Annotated in this window: 16 protein-coding genes and 1 pseudogene; 9 read left to right on the top strand and 8 right to left on the bottom strand. The window is 66.9% G+C overall.

Annotated elements, in window-relative coordinates; all coding sequences use genetic code 11:
* Positions 1-158: 158 nt before the first annotated feature.
* The 3 genes from acnA to CXG43_RS09095 all read left to right on the top strand — a co-directional run bounded on the left by acnA (position 159) and on the right by CXG43_RS09095 (position 4,439).
* Positions 159-2,912: an aconitate hydratase AcnA gene (acnA, locus tag CXG43_RS09105; RefSeq protein WP_101099683.1), complete on the top strand. Its 2,754-nt coding sequence runs from the start codon at positions 159-161 to the stop codon at positions 2,910-2,912.
* A gap of 514 nt (positions 2,913-3,426) precedes the next feature.
* Positions 3,427-3,801: a type II toxin-antitoxin system prevent-host-death family antitoxin gene (locus CXG43_RS09100; protein WP_101099682.1), complete on the top strand. Its 375-nt coding sequence runs from the start codon at positions 3,427-3,429 to the stop codon at positions 3,799-3,801.
* Positions 3,801-4,439 carry a hypothetical protein gene (locus CXG43_RS09095; RefSeq protein WP_101099681.1) on the top strand — a complete coding sequence of 213 codons (639 nt, stop codon included), beginning with the start codon at positions 3,801-3,803 and terminating at the stop codon, positions 4,437-4,439. The genes CXG43_RS09100 and CXG43_RS09095 overlap by 1 nt, the downstream gene beginning before the upstream one ends.
* A gap of 151 nt (positions 4,440-4,590) precedes the next feature.
* Here the strand turns inward: CXG43_RS09095 and CXG43_RS09090 are convergent.
* Positions 4,591-5,966, bottom strand: a pseudogene (locus CXG43_RS09090) (BCCT family transporter).
* A complete protein-coding gene (locus CXG43_RS19430) occupies positions 5,957-6,142 on the bottom strand; it encodes a hypothetical protein (protein ID WP_232767704.1) in 186 nt (61 codons plus the stop codon). Before CXG43_RS19430 ends, CXG43_RS09090 begins: the two are co-directional and overlap by 10 nt.
* Before the next feature lie 171 nt (positions 6,143-6,313).
* Between CXG43_RS19430 and betI the strand changes: the two genes are divergently transcribed.
* The 5 genes from betI to CXG43_RS09065 all read left to right on the top strand — a co-directional run bounded on the left by betI (position 6,314) and on the right by CXG43_RS09065 (position 13,314).
* Complete coding sequence (gene betI, locus CXG43_RS09085; protein ID WP_042612801.1) at positions 6,314-6,904, top strand: transcriptional regulator BetI; 591 nt, start codon at positions 6,314-6,316, stop codon at positions 6,902-6,904.
* A gap of 52 nt (positions 6,905-6,956) precedes the next feature.
* Positions 6,957-8,429 (top strand): betaine-aldehyde dehydrogenase, encoded by a 1,473-nt coding sequence (betB, locus tag CXG43_RS09080; protein ID WP_101099680.1) that lies wholly within the window; start codon positions 6,957-6,959, stop codon positions 8,427-8,429.
* Positions 8,430-8,551: 122 nt separating this feature from the next.
* The gene (gene betA, locus CXG43_RS09075) at positions 8,552-10,231 is read left to right on the top strand and encodes a choline dehydrogenase (protein ID WP_101099679.1); all 1,680 of its coding nucleotides are present in this window, start codon (positions 8,552-8,554) and stop codon (positions 10,229-10,231) included.
* A gap of 309 nt (positions 10,232-10,540) precedes the next feature.
* Positions 10,541-12,217 (top strand): long-chain fatty acid--CoA ligase, encoded by a 1,677-nt coding sequence (locus CXG43_RS09070; protein ID WP_101099678.1) that lies wholly within the window; start codon positions 10,541-10,543, stop codon positions 12,215-12,217.
* A 227-nt stretch (positions 12,218-12,444) separates the two neighbouring features.
* Positions 12,445-13,314, top strand: coding sequence for a crotonase/enoyl-CoA hydratase family protein (locus CXG43_RS09065; protein ID WP_101099677.1), 870 nt, complete (start codon positions 12,445-12,447; stop codon positions 13,312-13,314).
* 82 nt (positions 13,315-13,396) lie between these two features.
* Here CXG43_RS09065 and CXG43_RS09060 read toward each other — a convergent pair whose 3' ends face one another.
* The 5 genes from CXG43_RS09060 to CXG43_RS09040 all read right to left on the bottom strand — a co-directional run bounded on the left by CXG43_RS09060 (position 13,397) and on the right by CXG43_RS09040 (position 20,656).
* Entirely contained in the window at positions 13,397-15,571 is a 2,175-nt protein-coding gene (locus tag CXG43_RS09060) for an ATP-binding protein (protein ID WP_101099676.1), read from the bottom strand.
* 2 nt (positions 15,572-15,573) lie between these two features.
* The gene (locus CXG43_RS09055; protein ID WP_042612809.1) at positions 15,574-16,713 is read right to left on the bottom strand and encodes a two-component system response regulator; all 1,140 of its coding nucleotides are present in this window, start codon (positions 16,711-16,713) and stop codon (positions 15,574-15,576) included.
* A 195-nt stretch (positions 16,714-16,908) separates the two neighbouring features.
* Positions 16,909-18,426 carry a lysine--tRNA ligase gene (gene lysS / locus CXG43_RS09050; RefSeq protein ID WP_101099675.1) on the bottom strand — a complete coding sequence of 506 codons (1,518 nt, stop codon included), beginning with the start codon at positions 18,424-18,426 and terminating at the stop codon, positions 16,909-16,911.
* A gap of 124 nt (positions 18,427-18,550) precedes the next feature.
* Positions 18,551-19,676, bottom strand: a protein-coding gene (gene prfB, locus CXG43_RS09045; RefSeq protein ID WP_101099674.1) for a peptide chain release factor 2 whose coding sequence is annotated in 2 segments (ribosomal slippage) — positions 18,551-19,600 and positions 19,602-19,676 — 1,125 coding nt in all. Because the reading frame shifts where the segments join, the coding sequence is not laid out codon by codon here.
* 89 nt (positions 19,677-19,765) lie between these two features.
* Positions 19,766-20,656, bottom strand: a complete 891-nt coding sequence (locus tag CXG43_RS09040; protein WP_198551357.1) for a LytTR family DNA-binding domain-containing protein — start codon at positions 20,654-20,656, stop codon at positions 19,766-19,768.
* A gap of 157 nt (positions 20,657-20,813) precedes the next feature.
* On the opposite strand from CXG43_RS09040, the gene CXG43_RS09035 reads away from it, so the two are divergent.
* A complete protein-coding gene (locus CXG43_RS09035; RefSeq protein WP_101099672.1) occupies positions 20,814-22,052 on the top strand; it encodes an acyltransferase family protein in 1,239 nt (412 codons plus the stop codon).
* Here CXG43_RS09035 and CXG43_RS09030 read toward each other — a convergent pair.
* Entirely contained in the window at positions 22,039-24,993 is a 2,955-nt protein-coding gene (locus tag CXG43_RS09030; protein WP_101099671.1) for a VIT domain-containing protein, read from the bottom strand. The genes CXG43_RS09035 and CXG43_RS09030 overlap by 14 nt on opposite strands.
* Positions 24,994-25,096: the final 103 nt, after the last annotated feature.

The following is a 25,096-nucleotide window of genomic DNA, read 5'->3' as shown; positions in this document are numbered from 1 at the left end:
GGCACACACGGGGCCGAAAACGACTTAATCCCCTCCGTCCCGTTTTTGGGCCGTGATGACATCGGCGCTACATCTGAATGTGTAAGATTTCACGCTGAGCAAGCAGGCGCGCCTGGTGCGCGGCCGTTGCAAGCCAATTCGCAAAGGAGTCATCTGCAATGAGTGATTCGTTCTCCACGCGCAGCCAGCTGGACGTCGGCGGCAAGCGCTACGATTACTTCAGCCTGCCCAAGCTGGGCCAGCGCTTCGATATTTCCCGCCTGCCCTATTCGATGAAGATCCTGCTGGAAAACCTGCTCCGGCACGAGGATGGCGGCGTCACCGTGGGCAAGGACCACATCGAAGCGGTAGCGACCTGGGACCCGAAGGCCGAGCCGGAAACCGAGATCGCCTTCATGCCCGCGCGCGTGGTGCTGCAGGACTTCACCGGTGTGCCGTGCGTGGTCGACCTGGCGGCGATGCGCGATGCGGTGGTCAAGCTCGGCGGCAGCCCGGAGCAGATCAACCCGCAGATCCCCTCCGAGCTGGTCATCGACCATTCGGTGCAGGTGGATGTGTTCGGCAAGCCCGACGCGCTGGACCTCAACGGCAAGATCGAATTCCAGCGCAACCAGGAACGCTACGGCTTCCTGCGCTGGGGCCAGAAGGCGTTCGACAACTTCAAGGTGGTGCCGCCCAATACCGGCATCGTCCACCAGGTGAACCTGGAAAACCTGGCCCGCGTGGTGATGGCCGTGGACAAGGACGGCACCCAGCTCGCCTATCCGGATACCGTGTTCGGCACCGACAGCCACACCACCATGATCAATGGTATCGGCGTGCTGGGCTGGGGCGTGGGCGGTATCGAGGCGGAGGCGGCGATGCTCGGCCAGCCCTCTTCGATGCTGATCCCGCAGGTGGTTGGTTTCAAGCTGACCGGCCAGATGCCCGAAGGGGCCACCGCCACCGACCTGGTGCTGACCGTCACCCAGATGTTGCGCAGGCACGGCGTGGTCGGCAAGTTCGTGGAGTTCTTCGGCGACGGCCTGCAGCACCTGCCGTTGGCTGACCGCGCGACGATCGGCAACATGGCACCGGAGTACGGCGCGACCTGCGGCATCTTCCCGATCGATAACGAATCGCTGAACTACCTGCGCCTGTCCGGTCGCCCGGAAGAGCAGATCGCGCTGGTGGAAGCCTATGCCAAGGCGCAGGGCCTGTGGCACGACGCCGATACCGCGCACGCCCAGTACAGCGCCACCCTGGAGCTGGACATGGGCACGGTAAAGCCGTCGCTCGCCGGGCCGAAGCGCCCGCAGGACCGCGTGCTGCTGGAAGAGGTTCAGGCCAATTACCGCGAAGCACTGGTCGGGCTGACCACCAACCGTGACAAGAAGGGCGTGGACGTCTCCACCTTCGTCAACGAAGGCGGCGGCACGGCGGTGGGCAACGAGCAGCTGGCCAAGGGCCAGGCCGACGTGGAACTGGATGGCAAGGCGTTCCGGCTGAAGGACGGCGCTGTGGTGATCGCAGCCATCACCTCGTGCACCAACACCTCCAATCCGGCAGTGATGATCGGTGCCGGCCTGCTGGCCCGCAACGCGGCCGCGCGCGGGCTCAACCGGCAGCCGTGGGTGAAAACCTCGCTCGGCCCGGGCTCGCGCGTGGTTACCGATTACCTGGAGAAAGCCGGCGTACTGACCGAACTGGAGAAGCTCGGCTTCTACGTGGTGGGCTACGGCTGCACCACCTGCATCGGCAACTCCGGCCCGCTGCCGGCAGAAGTCAGCGCCGGCATCGCGCAGGGCGACCTGGTGGTGACCTCGGTGCTGTCGGGCAACCGCAACTTCGAAGGCCGCGTGCATCCCGAAGTGAAGATGAACTACCTGGCCAGCCCGCCGCTGGTGGTGGCCTACGCGATCGCCGGCACCACCGACATCGACCTGACCACCGAACCGCTGGGTACCGGCAGCGATGGCCAGCCGGTGTTCCTGCGCGACATCTGGCCGAGCAACAAAGAGATCGGCGATGTGATCGCCGCGACCCTGGGGCCGGAGATGTTCAAGCAGAACTACGCCGACGTGTTCAAGGGTGATTCGCGCTGGAACACCATCGCCTCGCCCGACGGCGACCTGTACGAGTGGGACGATGCGTCCACCTACATCAAGAACCCGCCCTACTTCGAGGGCATGACCATGCAGGTCGGCACCATCGAGGACGTGCACGGGGCGCGGGTGATGGGCCTGTTCGGTGATTCGATCACCACCGACCATATCTCGCCGGCCGGCAACATCAAGAAGGAATCGCCCGCTGGCCGCTTCCTGCAGGAGCGCGGCGTGCAGCCGGCCGACTTCAACAGCTACGGCAGCCGTCGTGGCAACGATGACGTGATGGTCCGCGGCACCTTCGCCAATATCCGCATCAAGAACCTGATGTTCGGCGGCGAAGAAGGCGGCAACACGCTGTACTACCCGGCCGGCGGCGGCGAACCGGAGAAGCTGGCGATCTACGACGCGGCCATCAAGTACAAGGCCGACGGCGTACCGCTGGTGGTGCTGGCCGGCAAGGAATACGGCACCGGTTCTTCGCGTGACTGGGCCGCCAAGGGCACCCTGCTGTTGGGGGTGAAGGCGGTCATCGCGGAAAGCTTCGAGCGCATCCATCGCTCCAACCTGGTCGGCATGGGCGTGCTGCCGCTGCAGTTCCGCAACGGTGAGAACGCGCAGTCGCTGGGCCTGGATGGGTCGGAGGTGTTCGACATCACCGGCCTGCAGGATGGCGCCAGCAAGCGTGCGACGGTCAGCGCGAAGAAGGCCGATGGCACGGTGGTGACCTTCGAGGCTTCGGTGATGCTGTTGACGCCGAAGGAAGTGGAGTACTTCCGCCACGGTGGGTTGCTGCAGTACGTGCTGCGGCAGTTGGCCGGGCGCTGAGAGGTAGGGCCTGGTCGAACGGGCTGGGCCCTCTCGCGGCTGGTGGGCTGGTTTCCGGGGGTGGCGACGGGCGGGTGGAGGGTCCGGGGGACGGCAAAAACCGCTCCTGCGGGCCTCGTTTCGCGCCATCCATGGCGCTCAACGCCCCCGCACCCTCCACCCACCCGTCGCCCTGACGGTTTCCGGTGCCCGTCAGCCGCGTATGAAAAGAAAAAGGCGGGTGACGGGCGATGCCCGTCACCCGCCTTTACTTTTGCTTTTGCTTTTGCCCCTGCCTCTCCCTCCGCTGGGGCGGCGATGCCGGGTTGCGCAGGACGCTTGGAGCCCCGGATGGGCGGAAAGCAGGCCCCATGGATGGGTTTACGACGTGTCCTGCGCAAGGGCTTCAACCGCCCTCCCTCGCAGCTACGAGGCGCCACCCGGAAAAATGATTAATTCTTATTTTAGACAATTCATATAATAAGGACGAAACAGGAGTAATCTCAGCCACAAGGCACATCCTGTGGAGTCCGCCATGCTGCACGCCCCGATCACCTTCGAACCGATCACCGAACTCACCCGCACCACCGCGTCCTCGGTGAAGGAACACTGGCGCAAGGTCATGCAGGAAGTCCGCGAACAGCGCATGGTCGTGGTCACCAACCACAACGAACCGCAGGCGGTGATCATCTCCGCCGACCAGTACCGCGCGCTGCAGGCCAAGGTCGAAGCGCTGGAACAATCGCTGGGTGAACTGCGCAACCAGACCCCCGCCCTGACCGAACTGCGCAAGGGCTTCGACGAACGCCTGGCCGTGCTGCAGCAGGCCCAGGCCGGCCAGCGCGCACGCGACCTGCTGCGTCGCCCTGCCCACCTCGGCGGCAAGGTCAAGGCCGGCTCCGGCTTCTGATGGCACGCCCGTTCCTGTACGTGCTGGCCGGGGTCAACGGCGCCGGCAAGAGCTCCATCGGCGGCCACCTGCTGCGTGAGGCGGGACTGGACTGGTTCAATCCGGACACCTACGCCCGCGCGCTGGTGCGCCAGTTGGGCGTCGGCCAGGCCGAGGCCAATGGACAGGCCTGGCAGGAAGGCGTCAGCCGCCTGCAGGCCGCCCTGGCCGAGGGCAGCAACCATGCCTTCGAAACCACCCTGGGCGGCACTTCGATCACCGCGATGCTCCACGAAGCCACCCGCACGCACGATGTGCTGATGTGGTTCTGCGGGTTGTCCAGTCCGGAGCAGCACATCGCGCGGGTGAAGGCGCGGGTGCAGGCCGGTGGCCACCCGATCAACGAAGCCGATATCCGGCGCCGCTGGCCATTGGCGCAGCAGAATCTGATCGGCCTGATGCCGGTGCTGGCCGCGCTGCAGGTGTATGACAACAGCACAGAGGCCGCGCCCGGCGAAGCGGTGCCGGATCCACAGCGGGTGCTGCAGATGGAAGGCGGACAGCTGGAATGGCCGCCCGCCGAAGACCTGGCGCAACTGCGGCAGACGCCGCACTGGGCCGTGCCGCTGGTGGAAGCGGCGTTGCGATCAGCTTCCTGAAGGGGGTCGGAGTCCGGACCCCAGGAGCGGCCGAGCGTGGCTCGGCGCCGCCAGAACGTGACGACCAACGGTCGTCACCCACCGGACCAACGGTCGCCACCCACCCACCGGACCAACGGTCGTCACCCACCGGACCCATGGTCGTCCCGCTTCAGTGCCGGTGGGGCGCGTCCGGGTCGGTGCGCAGGGCGCGCAGCAGGCCCACCATGTAGAACGCCAGGGTGAACGAGAACGGCAGGCCGCACAGCACCACCGCGGTCTGCATGGCCCCGAAATTGCCGGCCAGCAGCAGGCCGATGCTGACCACGGTGATCACCACCGCCCAGAACACCCGCAGCCAGACAGGCGCGTCATGGCCATCTTCCACGCCACCGTCCACGCGGCGCGTGCACAGGTTGGCGATCATCAGCGTGCCCGAATCCACCGGGGTCAGGAACAGCACGAAGCCGATCACCACCGCCGCACCGGCCACGTACGGGGCCCACGGCAGGTACTCCAGCAGTTTGAACAGGGTCATCGCCGCGTCGTCCTTGGCGACCTCCCCAAGCACCGCCTGGCCATGGTTCAGCACCAGGTCGATGGCGGTGTTGCCGAAGATCGACAGCCACGCCAGGTGAAGCCCAGCGGGATCAGCAGCACGCCCAGGATCACCTCGCGGATGGTGCGCCCACGCGAGATGCGCGCCACGAAAAGTCCCACGAACGGCGCCCAGGCGATCCACCAGGCCCAGTAGAACAGCGTCCAGCTGCCCAGCCAGTCGCGGCCGTCCGGCTGGTTGAGGTAGATGTCGAAACTCTTGCGCACGAACGAGGCCAGGTAATCTCCGGTGTTCTGCACCAGCCCATCAAGCAGGTGCAGCGTCGGCCCGGTCACCAGCACGAACAGCAGCAGCAGGCACAGCAGGCGCACGTTGAGGTTGGACAGCCAGGCGATGCCTTTCTCCACGCCGGCCACCACGCCGATGGTGGCCACCACCATCATCACCAGCACGATCATCACCAGCGTCTGCGGCGTGTCGGGCACGTTGAACAGGTAGCTCAACCCGGACTGCACCACCAGCGCCCCGATGCCCAGGTTGGTCACCATCGACACCAGCGTCGCCAGGATGCCGAAGCCGTCCACCATGTCGCCGATCCGGCCATGGATACGTTCACCGAAGACCGGGTAAAGCGCCGAACGCAGTGCCAGCGGAAGGTTGCGACGGTAGGCGAAGTAGCCCAAAGCGACACCCACCAGCGCGTACAACGCCCAACCGTGCAGGCCCCAATGCAGGAAGGTCAGCACCATCGCCTCGCGACTGGCCGCGACCGTGCCGCCCTGCTGTCCCGGCGGGGTCAGGAAGTGGTCCAGCGGCTCATAGGCGCCGTAATACAACAACGCGATGCCGATGCCGGCCGAGAACAGCATCGACACCCAGGGCACGTAGGCGAAGGCAGGCGATTCTTCGTTGTGGCCCAGCCGGATGCTGCCGTAGCGGGAGAACGCCAGCCACAGCACGAAGCCCAGGCAGGCCACGATCAGCAGCATGTACCACCAGCCGACGCAGCGGACACCTGCGCCTGCGCGACCTGCAGCCAGTGCTCGCTGGCCTGCGGGTTGAGCACGGTGAGCAGGCCCAGCACGCCGATGGACAGGGCCGAGCTGAAGAACACGAAACCGTTCAGTCGCAGCGGCGACGGCGCGGAGGAAGCCTTGGAAGACATGCTGTTGTCTCATCGATCCTGGGGGCGCAGGGTCCGGCCGGATCGAAGGGACCGGGACCAGGGCGTGGGGACGCGAGCGCATCCTACGCCTTTAATGATTGAACGTTCAATCAATAAAAAGTATAGTGGTCGCCATCACGGGACCCCCCGGTCGCAGTGCATGGAGAGACAATGCCGAAGAAAGGCATCGAGCCGGTCCGCCGCGAACAGCTGATCCGCGCCACCTTCCAGACCATCGACGAGATCGGCCTGGCCGACGCGACGGTGGCCACCATCGCGCGCAAGGCCGGCCTGTCCACCGGCATCGTGGCGCACTATTTCGGCGACAAGGACGGGCTGCTCAATGCGGCCATGCGGCAGATCCTGCGTGAGTTGAAGAGCGCCGTGGCGCGCTTCCGCGACACCTGCGCCGACGATCCCCGCGCGCAGCTGCGTGCCATCGTCGATGGCAACTTCGACGACAGCCAGACCAACGGCACCGCCATGCGCGTGTGGCTGACCTTCTGGGCAGCGAGCATGCACCAGCCGGAACTGGCCCGCCTGCAGCGCGCCAACGACCAGCGCCTGTATTCGAACCTGTGCCACCAGTTCAAACGCGTTCTGCCTGGCGAACAGGCCACCCTGGCCGCCCGCGGGCTGGCCGCCATGGTCGATGGCCTGTGGCTGCGCGGCAGCCTGGTCGGCGGTGACTTCAACGCCGACAACGCACGCCGCATCGCCTACGCGTACATCGACTTCCAGTTACAGGCAAACGCGCTATAAGCGCTTGAACGCCTGCTCCCCTCCTCTCCCCCTTCCCCTTCCAGGAGTTCCCATGTCCACCCTGCCCCTGCAGCAGCTCTACATCCACGGCAAGCTGGTCGACGCCTCCAGCGGCAAGACCTTCCAGAGCATCAACCCGGCCACCGGCGAGGTGATCGCCGAGGTGCAGATCGCCAACCAGGCCGACGTCGAGCGCGCCGTGGCCAGCGCCGCGGAAGGCCAGAAGGTGTGGGCGGCGATGACCGCGATGGAACGTTCGCGCATCCTGCGCCGCGCCGTGGACATCCTGCGCGAACGCAACGACGCGCTGGCGCAGCTGGAAACCCTGGACACCGGCAAGGCGCTCAGCGAGACCACCACGGTGGACATCGTCACCGGTGCCGACGTGCTGGAGTACTACGCCGGCCTGGCCACCGCCATCGAAGGCAACCAGGTGCCGCTGCGCGAATCCAGCTTCTTCTACACCCGCCGTGAGCCGCTGGGCGTGGTCGCCGGTATCGGCGCATGGAACTACCCGGTGCAGATCGCGCTGTGGAAGTCCGCCCCGGCGCTGGCAGCTGGCAATGCGATGGTGTTCAAGCCGTCCGAAGTGACCCCGCTGACTGTCATCGAACTGGCGAAGATCTACACCGAAGCCGGCGTGCCGGACGGTGTATTCAACGTGGTGCAGGGCCCGGGCCGCGACGTGGGCCAGTGGCTGACCGAACATCCGCTGATCGAGAAGATCTCCTTCACCGGCGGCGTGGAAACCGGCAAGAAGGTGATGGCATCGGCTGCCTCGTCCTCGCTGAAGGAAGTCACCATGGAACTGGGCGGCAAGTCGCCGCTGGTGATCTGTGACGATGCCGCGCTGGAACGCGCCGCCGACATCGCGGTGATGGCCAATTTCTTCAGCTCCGGCCAGGTGTGCACCAACGGCACCCGCGTGTTCGTGCCGCGCGCCATGCTGGCGGCTTTCGAAGCGGCCGTCGTGGAGCGCGTCAAGCGCATCCGCATCGGCGATCCGCAGGATGCACAGACCAACTTCGGCCCGATGACCAGCTTTGCGCACATGGACAACGTGCTGCGCCTGATCGAGACCGGCAAGCGCGAAGGTGCCCGCCTGCTGACCGGCGGCGGGCGTGCCACCGACGGTGCGCTGGCCAAGGGCGCCTACGTCCTGCCGACCGTGTTCTCCGACTGCCGCGATGACATGACCATCGTGCGCGAAGAGATCTTCGGGCCGGTGATGAGCATCCTTGCCTACGACGATGAGGAAGAAGTCATCGCCCGCGCCAACGATACCCACTTCGGCCTCGCCGCCGGCGTGGTCAGCAATGACATCGCCCGTGCGCACCGCATCATCCATCGCCTGGAAGCCGGCATCTGCTGGATCAACACCTGGGGCGAATCGCCGGCGGAAATGCCGGTGGGCGGTTACAAGCAGTCCGGCGTGGGTCGCGAGAACGGCATCTCCACCCTGGCCCACTACACCCGCATCAAGTCGGTGCAGGTGGAACTGGGCGACTACGCCAGCATTTTCTGATCCGAACGCATCGGCCTTGCGGCCGTCGTTCGGCCGGGCGTGTCCCTCCCCCCACGCCCGGCCACCCTACACACCGCCAGCTGGCGCGACCGCGCGCCGCCCGGCCTGCAGGAGCAAAGACCATGAGCACCCCCAACGAGTACGACTACATCATCATCGGCGCCGGTTCGGCCGGCAACGTACTGGCCACCCGCCTCACCGAAGATGCCGACGTCAGCGTGCTGCTGCTGGAGGCCGGCGGACCGGATTACCGCCTGGATTTCCGCACCCAGATGCCGGCCGCGCTGGCCTTCCCGCTGCAGGGCAAGCGCTACAACTGGGCCTACAAGACCGATCCCGAGCCGCATATGAACAACCGGCGGATGGACTGCGGACGCGGCAAGGGCCTCGGCGGCTCCTCGCTGATCAACGGCATGTGCTACATCCGCGGCAACGCGATGGACTATGACAACTGGGCCAGCATGCCGGGCCTGGAAGACTGGACCTACGCCGACTGCCTGCCCTACTTCCGCAAGGCCGAAACCCGCGACATCGGCGGCAACGACTACCACGGCAGCGATGGCCCGCTGCAGGTCACCACGCCGAAGGCCGGCAACAACGAACTGTTCGCGGCGATGATCGAAGCCGGCGTGCAGGCCGGCTACCCGCGCACCGATGACCTCAACGGCTACCAGCAGGAAGGCTTCGGTCCGATGGACCGCACCGTGACCCCGCGCGGCCGTCGTTCGAGCACCGCGCGCGGCTACCTGGACCAGGCGCGCGCGCGACCGAACCTGACCATCGTCACCCACGCGCTGACCGACCGCATCCTGTTCTCCGGCAAGCGTGCGGTGGGCGTGGCGTGGCTGCGCAACGACGAACCGCAGAAGGCGCGTGCGCGTCGCGAAGTCCTGCTGTGCGGCGGCGCCATCGCCTCCCCGCAGGTGCTGCAGCGCTCCGGCGTGGGCCCGGCCGACCTGCTGCGCGGGCTCGGCATCGAGGTGCTGCATGACCTGCCCGGCGTCGGCGCCAACCTGCAGGACCATCTGGAAATGTACCTGCAGTACGAGTGCAAGAAACCGGTTTCGCTGGCCCCGGCACTGAAGTTGTACAACCAGCCGGCGATCGGTGCGGAATGGCTGTTCAACGGCACCGGCACCGGCGCCAGCAACCAGTTCGAAGGCGGCGGTTTCATCCGCAGCAACGAAGAATTCGCCTGGCCCAACCTGCAGTACCACTTCCTGCCGGTGGCGATCAATTACAACGGCTCCAACCCGATCAAGGAACACAGCTTCCAGATGCACGTGGGGTCGATGCGCTCGCCCAGCCGGGGCCGCATCCACGTGCGTTCGACCGATCCGCGCGTGCATCCGAGCATCCTGTTCAACTACATGTCCCATGAACAGGACTGGCGCGAGTTCCGCGATGGCATCCGCATTACCCGCGAGATCTTCGGCCAGCCGGCGTTGGCGCCGTACACCGGCCGCGAGATCTCCCCGGGCAGCCAGCTGCGCACCGATGCGGAGATTGACGCATTCGTCCGCGAACATGCCGAAACCGCCTACCATCCGTCGTGCTCGAACAAGATGGGCAGTGCCGCCGACCCGATGGCGGTGGTCGACGGCCACGGCCGCGTGCACGGGATGGAAGGCCTGCGCATCATCGACGCCTCGATCATGCCGCAGGTAGTGACCGGCAACCTCAACGCCCCGACCATCATGATGGCCGAGAAGCTGGCCGACGTGCTGCGCGGCCGCGCCCCGCTGCCGCGCAGCACCGCCCCGTACTTCCAGGCCAACGGCGCCCCGGCCCGCAAAAAGTAAGGTAGTGACGACCCGGCCTGGTGGGTGAAGACTTGGCTTGGTGGGTGAAGACTTGGCCTGGTGGGTGACGACCTGGCCTGGTGGGTGAAGACCCGGCCTGGTGGGTGAAGACCGTTGGTCGTCACGCTCTAAAGAACGGCCGCTGCGCTCGCCGAGCATCGCTCGGCGCTACGTATCATCAGTCCAGAGGCCCGCCATCGGCGGGCCTCTTCGCGTTTTCCATCCGGGACGGTATGCTGCCACGGCTGGATCTGACCGATACTGGCTACAGAACCAACCCAAACATCACAGTTTCCTGGAGGGGGAAAGATGAGCCTGGAACGTCCCTGGTTGCAGAGTTACCCGCAAGGCGTGCCCGCCGAGATCGACATCAATGAGTTCCACTCGGTCTCCTCCGTCTTCGACGCCTCGGTGGCCAAGTACCGGGATCGTCCCGCCTACTCCAGCTTCGGCAAGGTGCTCACCTATGGCGAGACCGACGCACTGGTCGAGCAGTTCGCCGCCTACCTGCTCGGCGAACTGCAGCTGAAGAAGGGCGACCGCGTCGCCCTGATGATGCCCAACTGCCTGCAGTACCCGATCGCCACCTTCGGCGTGCTGCGCGCCGGCCTCACCGTGGTCAACGTCAACCCGCTGTACACCGCGCGCGAGCTGAAGCACCAGCTGGTCGACGCCGGGGTCACCGCCCTGGTGGTGGTGGACAACTTCGGTGACACCGTGCAGGCCGTCATCGCCGACACGCAGGTCAAGCACGTCATCACCACCGGGCTCGGCGATCTGCTCGGCGCCAAGGGCGTGATCGTCAACTTCGTGCTGAAGTACATCAAGAAGATGGTCCCCAACTACACCCTGAAGGGCGCGGTGCGCTTCACCCAGGCGTTGAAGCTGGGCCGCCGCCACGACCTGCCGAAGGTGGAGATCGACCACGACGACATCGCCTTCCTGCAGTACACCGGTGGCACCACCGGCGTGGCCAAGGGCGCGATGCTGACCAACCGCAACCTGGTCGCCAACATGCAGCAGGCGTCGGCATGGATCGGCGCGTCGGGCGTGGAGCCGGGCAAGGAGTGGATCATCACGGCCCTGCCGCTGTACCACATCTTCGCGCTGACAGCGAACGGCCTGGTCTTCATGAAGTTCGGCGGCTGCAACCACCTGATCACCAATCCGCGCGACATGAAAGGCTTCGTCAAGGAGCTCAAGGGCGTGCGCTTCACCGCCATCACCGGCGTCAACACGCTGTTCAATGGCCTGCTCAACACGCCCGGTTTCGATGAAGTGGATTTCTCCACGTTGAAGGTCACCCTGGGCGGTGGCATGGCGGTACAGCGATCGGTCGCCGAGCGCTGGAAGAAGACCACCGGCGTCACCCTGGTAGAGGCTTACGGCCTGACCGAAACCTCGCCGGCGGCCTGCATCAACCCGCTGACCCTGGCTGAGTACAACGGGTCGATCGGCCTGCCGATTCCGTCCACCGATGCCTGCATCAAGGACGACAACGGCAACCTGCTGGGCTTGGATGAAGTGGGCGAGCTGTGCATCAAGGGCCCGCAGGTCATGAAGGGCTACTGGCAGCGTCCGGAAGACACCGCCGCGGCGATCGATGCCGACGGCTGGCTGCACACCGGCGACATGGCGAAGATGGACGCGCAGGGTTTCTGCTACATCGTCGATCGCAAGAAGGACATGATCCTGGTGTCCGGCTTCAACGTCTATCCCAACGAGGTCGAGGACGTGATCGCGATGATGCCCGGCGTGCTGGAAGTGGCGGCGGTCGGCGTACCGGACGAGAAGTCCGGCGAGATCGTCAAGGTGGTGATCGTCAAGAAGGACCCGAACCTCACCGCCGAACAGGTGAAGGAACACGCGCGGGCCAACCTGACCGGTTACAAGCATCCCAGGATCGTCGAGTTCCGCAAGGAGCTGCCGAAGACCAACGTCGGCAAGATCCTGCGCCGCGAGCTGCGTGACGCACCGCCAGCCTGATGCAGGCAGCGCCGAGCCATGCTCGGCGAGCGCAGCGGCAAAGGCCTGACGGCCAGCGGCCGTCACTACCGAGACGCGGATGAGCGAAAAGTGAAAAGCCCGGGGTGGAAACGCCCCGGGCTTTTGCATTTGGGGCGACTGGGCCGGTGTAGCATCCCCGCGAGTGGACCCGTTCGGCCCGCCGACCACCGATTTCCCCGCGGGCCCGCCATGCCGAGGAACCTGCCATGAGCACCATCGAAAAGCTGCCTGCAAACCGCCCATACACCACCATCCGCACCGAAGACAGCGCCGACGGCGCCGCCCATTGGCTGTTCATGCACGCCGATGCATCCACCGGCATCCGCCCCTGCTGCCGCAAGGACATGCTCGATGAAATGTGGAGCTACATGAGCGCCGTGACCCGGGGGCCTGCCAGCCGCCATGACGGCCGCCTGCGCCATTTCGTGCTGGCCTCCGACGCCACCGCCTACAACCTGGGCGGCGACCTGGACCTGTTCACCCGGCTGATCCGCGAAGGCAATCGCGACCGCCTGCTGGCCTATGCACAGCGCTGCGTGGAAGGCGTGCATCACCTGCATACCGGGTTTGGCGGTGACGTGCGTTCAATCGCGCTGATCCAGGGCGATGCGCTGGGCGGCGGGCTGGAAATGGCCCTGGCCTGCCACACCATCGTCGCCGAAGAAGGCGCAGGCATGGGCCTGCCTGAAGTGCTGTTCGGCCTGTTCCCGGGCATGGGCGCCTACTCGTTCCTGTGCCGCCGCGTGGCGCCGCAGCTGGCCGAGAAAATCATCCTGGATGGCCGCGTCTACAGTGCCGAGGAAATGCATGCGATGGGCGTGGTCGACGTACTGGTCCGCAAGGGTGAAGGCCCCAAGGCCGTGCAGGACCTGATCCGCCAGCACCAGCGCATTCCGCAGTCCTACCTGGCGATGAATGCCGCGCGCAACCTGGCCCAGGCCGTCAGCTATGACGAACTGCTGGAAATCACCAAGGTCTGGGTCGATTCGGCATTGGCACTGGGCGATCGCTCGCTGCGCACGATGGATCGGCTGATCAAGGCACAGACCCGTCGTGCCGGTCTTGACGCGGCCTGAGCTGTGCCCTCCCCCACCAAGTGAACCGACACGTGCCGGCGGCCCGCCGGCACGTTTTCCGCAACGTCGACCGGGCTTCGGGTCAGCGCGGGTCCGCCTCGTCCACGCCGGGCTGGTTGCGCTGTGCGGCACGCGCAGCCAGCGCCAGCCGACCTTCCTTGAGCGCGCCAGCCAGCACCGCCAGGCGCTGGCGCCATTCGGCCTTGAGCTGCCAGTCCGCCATCCGCATCAGCTCACCGGCGCGGTTGGACACCCGCACCAGTCCAAGATTGCTGGCCACGCCCTTTATCGCGTGGGCCTGCTCGCGGAACTGCACCCAGTCCATCGCCTCGCCTTCCGCATGGGCCTTGCGCATGCAGCTTTCCGCATCGCCCAGGCACTGGCGGACGAACTCTCTTTCAAAGCCGTCGCCCATGCCGAGTGAAGCCAGTTCGTCCAGCACGCCCGGATCCAGCACGCCGTCGGTGCCACCAGCCAGCGCGCGCACGACCGGCGCGGAAGGTTTTAGGTCGCGGTTGGAGGCGATCTCCGCCAGCGTATCCAACAGCCGCACCGCCACCACCGGCTTGGCCAGGAACGTATGCGCACCGGCCTGCTGGCAGCGCTGGATGGCGTCGGGGGTGACGTCGGCGCTGAGCACCAGCACCGGCGTGCGCGGCGCGCCGCCGGCCTGCATCACCCGCAGTTCCTTCAGCATGTCCAGCCCGCTCATGCCCGGCATGTGCAGGTCGACGATGGCCGCATCGAAATCACTCTCGGCCATGGCATCCAGCACCGCTTCGCCGCCGTTGACGCACAGCACGCGGTGCCCGGCTTTCTGCAGGAGGCGCTGCAGCACCATGCGGTTGGCCTCGTGGTCGTCGGCCACCAGGATGCTCATGCTGCGCACCCGCGCGCGGTGGCGCAGGAACGGATCGGCGAAGGCGATGACATTGCCGTTGCTGCTGTCCAGCGGGTTGCCGACCAGCGCCGGGGTGATGCCCACGCGCTCCGGCAGCGGCGGGGCGAACGGCACTTCGAACCAGAAGCGGCTGCCCTGCGGCAGGTTCTCCTGGTAGCCGATCTCGCCGCCCATCGCTTCCACCAGTCCCTTGGCGATGGTGGTTCCCAGGCCAGTGCCTTCGTGACGCCGCGCCATGCTGACATCGGCCTGCTCGAACGCTTCGAACAGCCGCGGACGTATCGGCGCGGCCACGCCGATGCCGGTGTCGATGATTTCAAAGCGCAGGCGGACGCCACCGTCGGCAGCGGCGCTGACCACGTCGATGCGGATCTCCACCCTGCCGTGGTCGGTGAACTTCACCGCATTGCCGGCCAGGTTCAGCAGCACCTGGCGCAGGTGGCCGGTATCGCCACGCAGCCGGGGCGGCACGGCTTCATCCACCCGGACGCGGTAGTCCAGCCGCTTGGCCTTGGCCTGCGGCAGCAGGATCAGGCCGATGGCCTGCACCACGTCACCGAGGGCGAAATCTTCAGCGACCACGCGCAGCTTGCCCGCTTCGATGGCCGAAATATCGAGCACTTCCTCCACCAGCGCCAGCAGGCTGCGCGAAGAGGCCTGGATGGTGTTGAGGCACTCGCGCTGCTCTTCATCCAGCTCGGTGGTGGCCAGCACTTCGGTCATGCCCGCCAGCCCGTTCAAGGGCGTGCGGAATTCATGGCTCATGTTGGCCAGGAAGCGGCTCTTGGCCTCGCTGGCGCGGCGTGCTTCGGCCATCGCTTCGGTGAGCTGGCGCAGCAGCGTGGAAAAGTACAGCGGCACCGCCGCCAGGCCCAGCCACAGCCCGAACGCCAGCCGCGCATTGTCGACCCAATAGTCGGTGTACAGCGCGGTACAGCCGAAGCTGATCATCGCCATCGCCACGGCGAGGTAGAGGTAGTTGTTGCCGAAGCGCATGCCGTTGCCCACCGTGACCCACATCACCACGATGTAGACCCACGACAGCGGCTCGCCCATCTGGATCATGCCGGCGGCAATCAGGCCGTAGTCGGCCAGCATGCCCAGGATGCGCCGCGGATCGGAGCGCTGCGGACGCCACAGAAGCCAGCCGAAGGCCAGCAGGGACAGCCCCAGACCACCCAGCACGATCGCCAGCACGCCCACGTACTGGTCATGCGGCAGGTCGCTGCGCACGCCCGGCATCAGCACATAGGCCAGGATCAGGCTGATCAGCACGATGCGGACGATCTGCTGCCCATGCTCGGAATCCTGGCGCTGGGCCAGACGATTGCGCAGCCGGGGCAGCAGCGCGCTCATGCTCACAACCCGGGTCGCGCCGACGCGGTGGAGTGTTCGGCGCAGATCTGCTCCAACTGCGGGCGCCCGCGCAACAGGGCATCGACCACGCGCGGATCGAACAGCCGGCCACGCTGCGCGTACAGGTAGGCCAGGGTCGCATCGAAGGTCCACGCTTCCTTGTAGGGACGCGGCGAAATCAGCGCATCGAACACGTCGGCCACCGCCACGATGCGGGCTTCCAGCGGAATCGCATCGCCGACCAGGCCGTCCGGATACCCGCTGCCGTCATAGCGCTCGTGGTGACGCAGCGCGATCAGCGCGCCGATCTGGATGAAGCGGTTCTGGCTGCCGCTCAACAGTTCATGGCCGATGCGCGGGTGGCGGCGCATGATCACCAGCTCTTCGTCGGTCAGCTTGCCCGGCTTCAGCAGGACTGCATCGGGAATGGCGATCTTGCCCATGTCATGCAGCGGCGCCGCCATCTCGATCAGCTTGACCTCCTCTTCGGGAAGCCCCAGCTGTTCGGCGATCAGCCCGGCCACGCGGGACATGCGTTCCAGGTAGGCGCTGGTGCCGGCATCGCGGTATTCAATGGCACGTGCGAGCCGCGACAGGGTTTCGCGTTCACGCTCTTCCACTTCGTGCATGCTGGCAAGCAGCCGCTGCTCCAGCGACAACGCCCGCTGCTTCACGTTCTCCGATTGCTGTCGCAGCTGCAGCAGGTTGTAACAGCGCGCGCGCAGTTCGCGCGGACGGATCGGCTTGACCAGGAAATCGATCACCCCCGCCTCCAGCGCTGCCTGCCGGATCGGCTCGTCGCCGACCACGGTGATCAGGATCACCGGGATGTCGCGGTGCTTGGGCAGGCGGCGAAAACGGCGGGCGAACTCCAGCCCATCCATCTCCGGCATGCGGTAATCCAGCAGCAGCAGGTCCACCGGCTGCGATTCGCACCAGTTGAGCGCGGCCAGCGGATCGCCGAAGTCGTGCACGCTCAGTTCCGGCGCAATGTCTTCGATGACATGGCGCAGCATCGTCCGCGCGGACGTCTGGTCGTCGACGATCACAATATTCAACGCTGCTTCTGCCTGCTTGTTCGACCACCCCGGGATCAGGGTTGGCGAGGATAACCTGCCATTCTGTAGGCCCGCACCCTGCATCTGTCCGATACCTGCCATGCGCTCCCCGGATCTTGATCGCCGTCACATTGTGATGGCGTAAAGGACGCGACCCATCGCCTCCCCCCGGCAATCGGGTCAATCCGGCCACTCAGCGGCCTCGCCGATACCATACTCCAGCGCTCGCCCGCACGGTAGCACCGGGCCGCCCGTGCAGGCGGCGCCGGCGTATCCAAATCAGGCTTCCGGGCGCATGTAGGGGAACAGCAGGACGTCGCGGATCGAGCTGCTGCCGGTCAGCAGCATTACCAGGCGGTCGATGCCGATGCCCAGTCCGCCGGTCGGCGCCATGCCGTACTCCAGCGCCCGGATGTAGTCGGCGTCGTAATGCATCGCCTCGTCGTCGCCCCCGTCCTTCGCAGCAACCTGTGCCTGGAAGCGCGCGGCCTGGTCTTCGGGGTCATTCAGCTCGGAGAAGCCGTTGGCCAGTTCCTTGCCGTTGATAAACAGCTCGAAGCGGTCGGTGTAACCCGGGGCATCATCGTTGGCCCGGGCCAAAGGCGACACCTCCACCGGATGGTCGGTGATGAAGGTCGGCTGGATCAGGGTGTGCTCGACGGTAGCCTCGAAGATTTCCAGCAGCAGCTTGCCCCAGCCGTAGGACGGCTTGATGCGGATCTTCAGGCGCTCGCAATGCGCGACCAGCGCATCGCGGTCGGTGCAGTCGGCCAGGCTGATTTCCGGGTTGTGGTGGCGCACCGCTTCGTCCATGCGCCAGCGGCGGAAGGCGGGGGCCAGGTCGATGCGGGCACCGTCCCACTCCACTTCGGTGGTGCCCAGCACCTGGCGGGCGACATCACGGATGACCCCTTCGGTCAGGTCCATCACTTCGGTGTACGTGGCGTAGGCCTCGTACAGCTCCATCATGGTGAATTCGGGGTTGTGGCGGGTGCTGACGCCTTCGTTGCGGAAGTTGCGGTTGATCTCGTAGACGCGCTCCAGCCCGCCCACGACCAAGCGCTTCAGGTACAGCTCCGGCGCCACGCGCAGGTACAGGTCCAGGTCCAGCGCGTTGTGGTGGGTGGTGAACGGCTTGGCCGTCGCACCGCCGGGGATGTAATGCATCATCGGCGTTTCGACTTCCAGGAAGTCGCGGTTGTCCAGCCAGGCGCGCATGGCACGGATGATCCGGGAGCGCTTGATGAACACCTCGCGCGACTCCGGCGTCACGATCAGGTCCACATAGCGCTGGCGGTAGCGCTGCTCCACGTCGGCCAGGCCATGCCACTTGTCCGGCAGCGGTCGCAGCGACTTGGTCAGCAGGCGGATGCTTTCGGCCTTCACCGACAGCTCGCCGGTACGGGTGCGGGTCAGGCCGCCTTCCACCGCGATGATGTCACCCACGTCCCAACCCTTGAAGGCGGTGTAGGCATCGCCCAGCACGTTGCCCTGCAGGAATACCTGGATGCGGCCGGATTCGTCCTGGATCTGAGCGAAGCTGGCCTTGCCCATGACCCGCTTGGCCATCAGCCGGCCGGCCATCCTGACCCGGCGCTCGTTGGCCTCCAGCGCTTCGGCGGTCCAGCTTTCGGCGTCGGCGAAGTCTGCCTGCAGGCTGCCGGCGAAGTCTTCGCGACGGAAATCGTTCGGGTAGGCGATGCCCTGGGCCCGCAGCGCGGTCAGTTTGGCGCGACGCTCGGCGATCAGGCTGTTTTCGTCGACGGGGGGCTGCGGCACGGCGGTCTGCTCGTTCATGGGCTCGGTCGGTCGTTGTCTGTGGGGGGGTCTTCAGGGATTCGCGCCCGCCGAGGATACGACGGACCGGGGGTGGCTGCGGCTGCAGCCACCGGGCGGGTCACCATGCAGGCGACCCGCAGGCTCAGGCGTCGCTGCGTTTGGCGCCCGCTTCCAGGCCGGATTTCAGGCTGGCCTCGATGAACTCATCCAGGTCGCCGTCCAGCACCTTCTGCGTGTCGGTACGCTCGATGCCGGTGCGCAGGTCCTTGATACGGCTCTGGTCGAGCACGTAGTTGCGGATCTGGCTGCCCCAGCCGATATCGGACTTGGTCGCTTCCAGGGCATCGCGCTCGGTATTGCGCTTCTGCACTTCCAGCTCGTACAGCTTGGCGGCCAGCATCTTCATCGCGGTGTCGCGGTTCTGGTGCTGGCTGCGGCCGGTCTGGCAGGCAACCACGGTATTGGTCGGGATGTGCGTGATGCGCACCGCCGACTCGGTCTTGTTGACGTGCTGGCCACCGGCACCGGAGGAGCGGTACACGTCGGTGCGCAGGTCGGCCGGGTTGATGTCGATTTCAATGTTGTCATCGACCTCCGGGGACACGAACACCGAGGTGAAGCTGGTGTGCCGGCGGTTGTCCGAATCGAACGGCGACTTGCGCACCAGGCGGTGCACGCCGATCTCGGTCTTCAGCCAGCCGTAGGCGAACTCACCTTCCACGCGGAAGGTGGCCGATTTGATGCCGGCCACATCGCCGCCGGACACTTCCATCAGTTCGGTCTTCCAGCCGCGCGCTTCGCACCAGCGCAGGTACATGCGCAGCATCATTTCGGCCCAGTCCTGGGCTTCGGTGCCACCGGCGCCGGCCTGGATGTCGACGAAGGCGTTGCAGCTGTCCATCTCGCCGGAGAACATGCGCTGGAACTCCAGCTGCTCCACGTGCTTGAGGTACTTGTCCAGGTCGGCGACCACCGCATCGGCGGTTTCCTGGTCCTGTTCGCTCTCGGCCAGTTCCAGCAGGTCGGTGGATTCCACCAGGCCATCGAGGATGCTGGCGATGCCGCCCACGGTCTTTTCAAGCAGCGAGCGTTCACGCCCCAGGTTCTGGGCGTACTCCGGCTTGTTCCAGATATCCGGGTTTTCCAGCTCCCGGGTTACTTCTTCCAGGCGTTCTTTCTTGACGTCGTAGTCAAAGATACCCCCTGAGCGAGACCACGCGATCGGTGAGATCGGTGATTCGCTGGCGGACAGGATTCAGCTCGAGCATGTCGGCGGTTTCGTGTTCGAAATATGACCGGTAATGATACCAGCACAGCCGCCGCTGCTGCCTACCCCGCCCGGGGGCCTGCCCCGCCCTCACCCGCCGCCCAGCGCCTGGCGCAGCAGCGGCAGCTGGCGCCGGCTGCAGGGCACTGTTGCCCCATCGGCCATGTGCAGCAGGGCCTCGCCGCCATCCAGCGGCTCGATCGAGCGCAGGCAGCGGCGGTTCACCAGCCAGCTGCGGTGGCTGCGCAGGAACACCGCCGGATCCAGCCGGGACTCCAGCGCGGCCAGCGTAATACGCAGCGGGTAGTCATGGCCGCGCACGTGCAGGTTGACGTAGTTGCTGGCGGCCTGGGCGTACTCCACGTCGGCCGTGGCCACCAGGAACTCCTTGCCCAGCTTGCGCACGAGGAAATGCGCCGGACGCTCGACCGGCTCCACCGGCGCCGCATCATCGGGCGCCGCCAGCAGGGTCGCCTCGCCCTGCCGCCGGCGCCCGAACCAGGCCAGCGCATGCACCGCGCTGACCAGGGTGGCGTAGGTCTGCAGGTCCTTGAACAGCTCGTACAGCCATTGGGTCGGCCACGGCCCGTAGTGATAGCGTCCGCCCACCAGCGCATGGGCGAGGTGGCGCAGGGCCACCATGCCGCTCACGTGCAGCAGCCACCACGCCAGCGCGCCAATCAGGTAGGCCGGCAGCAGGCGGCGCCAGGTGTCGGCATGCAGGGGCCAGCGCGTCGCCAGCCGGATCAGCACGGCCAACAACAACAACGACACCAGCGCACTGCTGCCCTCGTCGACGGTGCCGGCAAACCAGTCGAACGTTTCGTGGTCACGGGCGGCACGCATATACCGCACCAGTACGTTGGCGGCCGCCGTCCCGCTGAACAAGGCCACCCAGAAGCCGGCGATCCGACGCCGATCCCGGCGCTCGGGCCTGTCGGCGGGTATCGCGCCATCCGGCGCTGCAGGTGCGGATTCCATGCCGCGCATTATGCCGTGGCAGTGACGTTTCGCCCGCGCCGTTGGTCCCGCCCTGCCCGCCATTGGTCCCAGGACACCCGCAGGACGGCCCTTCGGCGATGGCGGCGGCCGCTGCCGCGCGCACGCTGGCCGCTCCTGTCCCGCACCCGACCTGCCCATGCAACGACGCAACGACCTGGACGCCCTTCGGGTGTTCGCCCTGCTGCTGCTGATCCCATACCACGTGGCCATGGCCTACGTGGCCGAGTGGGACTTTCACCTCAAGAGCAGTCACACGGTCGAGTGGCTGCAGTGGCCGATGATCGCGCTGAACCGTTGGCGCATGCCGCTGCTGTTCATCATTTCCGGGATCGCGCTGGGGCTGGCCCTGCCCGCGAAGGGGCGTTGGCGCTTTGCCCTGCGGCGCAGCTGGACATTGCTGCTGCCGCTGCTGTTCGGCATCGTCGCCGTGGTCAGCCTGCAGGCCTACTGCGAGGCGGTGGACAACGGGGGGGTCACTCCGGGGCTGTGGGCATTCCTGTGGCGCTACTGGCAGTTCCGCCCGTGGCCGGGCGCGGGGTTCGCGGGCGCCGGATTCGGCTTCACCTGGAACCACTTGTGGTACCTGGCCTACCTGATTCCCTACTCGCTGCTGCTGATCGCGCTGGCGACCCTGCTGCGTCCCCTCCGCTTCGCTGTGCCACGCGGGAGTCCCTCCGATCGCACCGTGGCCCTGCTCGGCCTGCTCGTGCCGGTGGCCTGGCTGGCATGGACCGTGCTCTACCTGCTGCCGCGCCATCCGCCCACCCATGCACTGGTGCACGATGCCTTCGTGCATGCCGAGTCGTTGCCGCTGTTCGCCCTCGGCTTCCTCGCCGCACGCTGGCAGCGAGGCTGGGAGCTGGTACTGCGCTGGCGCCGGACCACGCTGGCACTGGCGCTGCTTGCGATGAGCGTCGAACTGGGCATCCGCGCCCTGGGGCGACTTCCCGGCGTGGACGGGCTGGACCCGTGGGTACTGGCGCTGCCGTGGGCAACCAGCGAACGGCTCGCACGTGCGCTGTACACCTGGACCGCACTGCTGGCGCTGTTCGGCTGGGCGCGCGCCTGGCTGGACCGCCCGTTTCGTTGGCTGCCGTATGCCCGCGAGGCGGTGTTCTGCATCTACGTCCTGCACCAGACGGTGCTGATCCTGCTGCTGTATGCCTTGCGCCCGCTGGCACTGGGCCCGTGGCTTGAGCCGCTGCTGGTGCTCGCCGGCACTTTCGCGCTGTGCGTGCTGCTGCACGAAGGACTGATACGGCGCAGTGCCCTGCTTCGGCCGCTGTTCGGGGTGCGGCCGCCGCGGCGCGCCACGCGGCCAGGTGACGCGCCGACCGCCGCCGGCGCGTCGATGGCGCGTCCTACTTCACCGTGAACTCCCCGACCAGCACGCTCTCGGTCTGGTCCTTCAGGCGCAGGGTGACCGTCTGGTCGCGCTGCTGGCGCGTGCCCCAGTGGGTGCTCAGGCGCAGGCTCAAGGTGGTCGCACCGGTCACCAGCTGCTCGCGGCTGCCGAAGAAGTTGGCCTCCACCTTGTAGGTGCCCGGCTTGGCATCACGCAGCGAAAACTGCTCCGGCCCGTAGCCGCCGGTGAAGTCCTGCGACATCTGGCCGCCCTGGTAGGTCAGCCGGTTGCCGTAGTAAGCGCGCTCACCGTTGGGGTCGGTCACCCACAGGTCCATGTCACTGTTGTCGCTGTCCCAGCCCAGCACCACGCGCAGGTCCAGCGGCAGGGCACGGCGCAGGCGCGGATCGATGGCACGGGCGTCCAGTCCTTCGCGTGCCATCAGGTTGGTGGCTTCATCCAGTGCGATCAGCGAGATGCCGGTGAAGCGGCTGTCCCACGGGCGCAGCACCACTTCGTACAGCGCCGTGAGTGCCTGCGGGTACTGGCCGCTGGCTTCCAGCGCCAGGCCCAGGTCGCGGTAGCTCTGGGGCTCTTCCTCGCCCATCGCCAGGACGTCACGGAACACCGGCACCGCCAGTGCGGGTGCACCGGCCTGCATCAGCCGATACCCGAGCACGCGCAGTACGTGCCGGTTTTCGATCTGCATTTCGGCCAGGTTGGACAGCACCCGCAGCGCCAGCGCACGCTGGCCCTTGGCCAGCAGCAGGTCGGCCACGTCCAGATAGAAGGCGCTGCTGTCCGCATGCTGTGCGCGCTCGGACAGGTACAGCGGATACAGCGCATCGGCCGGAGCCGCGCGCAGCCGCTGGGCATACGGTGCATCGGCGGCCCATGGCGCGAGCGCGATGGTGATCTCGCCGCCATTGGCAGCGCCTGGCGCGGACGCAGCGCGCTCAGCGAGCGGGGCCGGGGCCTGGCGCGCCAGCATGGCCTGCGGCCCTGTGGGTGCGGGTGCGGGTGAAGGCGGCGGCGGCGGCGCAGCGACGCTGTCGTTTGGTCGGGCCTCGAAGGCCTCCCCCGCCGCTACCGGCGCTGCCATCGCGACCGCGGCGGGGCTGGACTTTTCCTGCTTCGCCTGCGGCGGGGTGCCTTTGGGCCAGCGGGTTTCCCACCAGCGCTGACGATCAGCGACCTGCCGTGCGATGTCATCGAGCCGCTGGCTGCGCTCACGTGCCACGTCGACGCTGGCCAGCGCGTGCCGACGGTCGTACTCGGCGCGCAGCGGCGACGGCGGACGGATGCCATGCTGCAGATAGTCTTCGATCGATTCGAGCACCAGCAGCGAAGTGTCCGCACTGACCAGCCCGAACGCCTGTGACAGCGTGCGTCGCGCTGCGGCGTTGGCCACCGGATCACCCGCCCAGTCGGCCAGCTGGCCGTTCGCCCAGGCATGTGCCACCAGGCCGCCAGGCAGCAGCCGCGCTTCGCCGGCACTCACGCGTTGGGTGTCGATGCGCCCATCCGGCAGCCGCACGCGCAGCTGCACGCTGCCGCCCGGCTTTTCGATCCTGCCCATCACCCGCAACCAGCCCTGCGCTGCCGCACCGGCATCGGCCACCAGGCCGCTGATTCCCTCGCCTTCCAGCGACAGCACCGCCGCGCCCTGCTGCAGCAACAGCGCCGCCGCCGACGCCGCATCAGCGGTCGTGGACAGCACCAGCAGCTCGCCCTGGTGGGCAGCGGTCCAGGCCCGCAGGCGCGCCACGTCGGTGCGCGCGCCTGCACCGCTCAGGGCATACAGGCGCTGGCCTGCGGCGAGTGCCGGCTGGCTGCGGTTGCCGTAGTTGGAAAGCCCGTCACTGACCAGCAGGTATTCCTGCACCGCCGGCTGCGGGGTCCATGCACCCAGCGCGCTGGCGCCGTCCAGCGGCAGCGCCTGCAGGTGGGCGCGCAGCGCGGACCAGTCGCCACCGCGGATGCCGAATCGGCGTGTTGCTTCGGGCTGGTCGCGCAACACCGTCAGTTCTACCTGGCCATCGCCGATGGCCTTGAAGTAGCGATCCAGCACGGCAAACTCGGCTTCCCGGTCGCGATGGCCCGCCGATCCGGAGGCATCCCAGAGCAGTCCGATGCGGGTGGGCATGGCACGCACCACGGCCTGCACCGGCACCGGGATCTGTGCCATCAGGTAGCGCTGGCCCTCGTGCAGGCCGGCCACCACGTCGCGTTGGCGCACCTGCGGCAGCAACCATTGCGCCTGCGCCGGCAGCTCCGCGCCACGGCCCTGCCATTGCAGCTGGTAGCGGCCATCGCGCAGCGCGAACGCCCATGGCAGTCCGTTCGAGGCACGCGGAGCGCCGATGCCACTGGCCTCCAAGTGCACGCTGGCCTGCTGCGCGCCCCGCGCGAATTGCAGCGGCAACGTCCAGCGCAGGCCCTGCGTGTCCACTGGCAAGGTCTGGTGGATGGTCAACGCCACGCGTCGGCTGCCGTGTGCCGGAATCGGGTAGATGCGCAGGCGGAACTGGCTCCCGGCGGTCTGTTCCAGCAGACCCGGATCGACCCGCCGCCGCTCGATGGCTTCGAACACCTGCCGGCCTTGCGCCTTCGGCACCGGCACCGCATCGCGCAGTGCGCCATCGATATCGAGTGCGAAGCCCGCCACCTGCTGGCCATCGGCCAGCGGAAACTCCAGCTGTCCCTCCAGCATGCGGCCATTGGGGTTGTGGAACTCCAGTTCGATGCGGATCTCGGCCAGGCCGGCGGCCACCGTCCCGTCCAGCATGGCGCGTTGCAGCTGCACCGGCATTTCCGCGCCCTTCACCTGCAGCAACGGCGCGGTCACGGCCAATGGGAGTGGCGCGGGTGGCGCGGGTGGCAGCGGACGCTGTGCGTCGGCGGCGGTACCGGCTGCCATGCCCAGCACCGTGATGCACAGCATGACCAGACCGCGAGACAGACCTTCCATGTGACGCTCCTGCGTGGGTGACCTCCCGTTGAACGGACGGGGGCACCCGTCGGGGTTTGCCGTGTTGCCATCTTGGCCTGCGCCCTCGCATCGGCCACCATGC

Origin of the sequence: Stenotrophomonas sp. Bg11-02 (genome assembly GCF_002836635.1) — a bacterium.
GTDB lineage: Bacteria > Pseudomonadota > Gammaproteobacteria > Xanthomonadales > Xanthomonadaceae > Stenotrophomonas > Stenotrophomonas lacuserhaii.
This window is presented reverse-complemented; position numbering and strand designations above follow the sequence as displayed.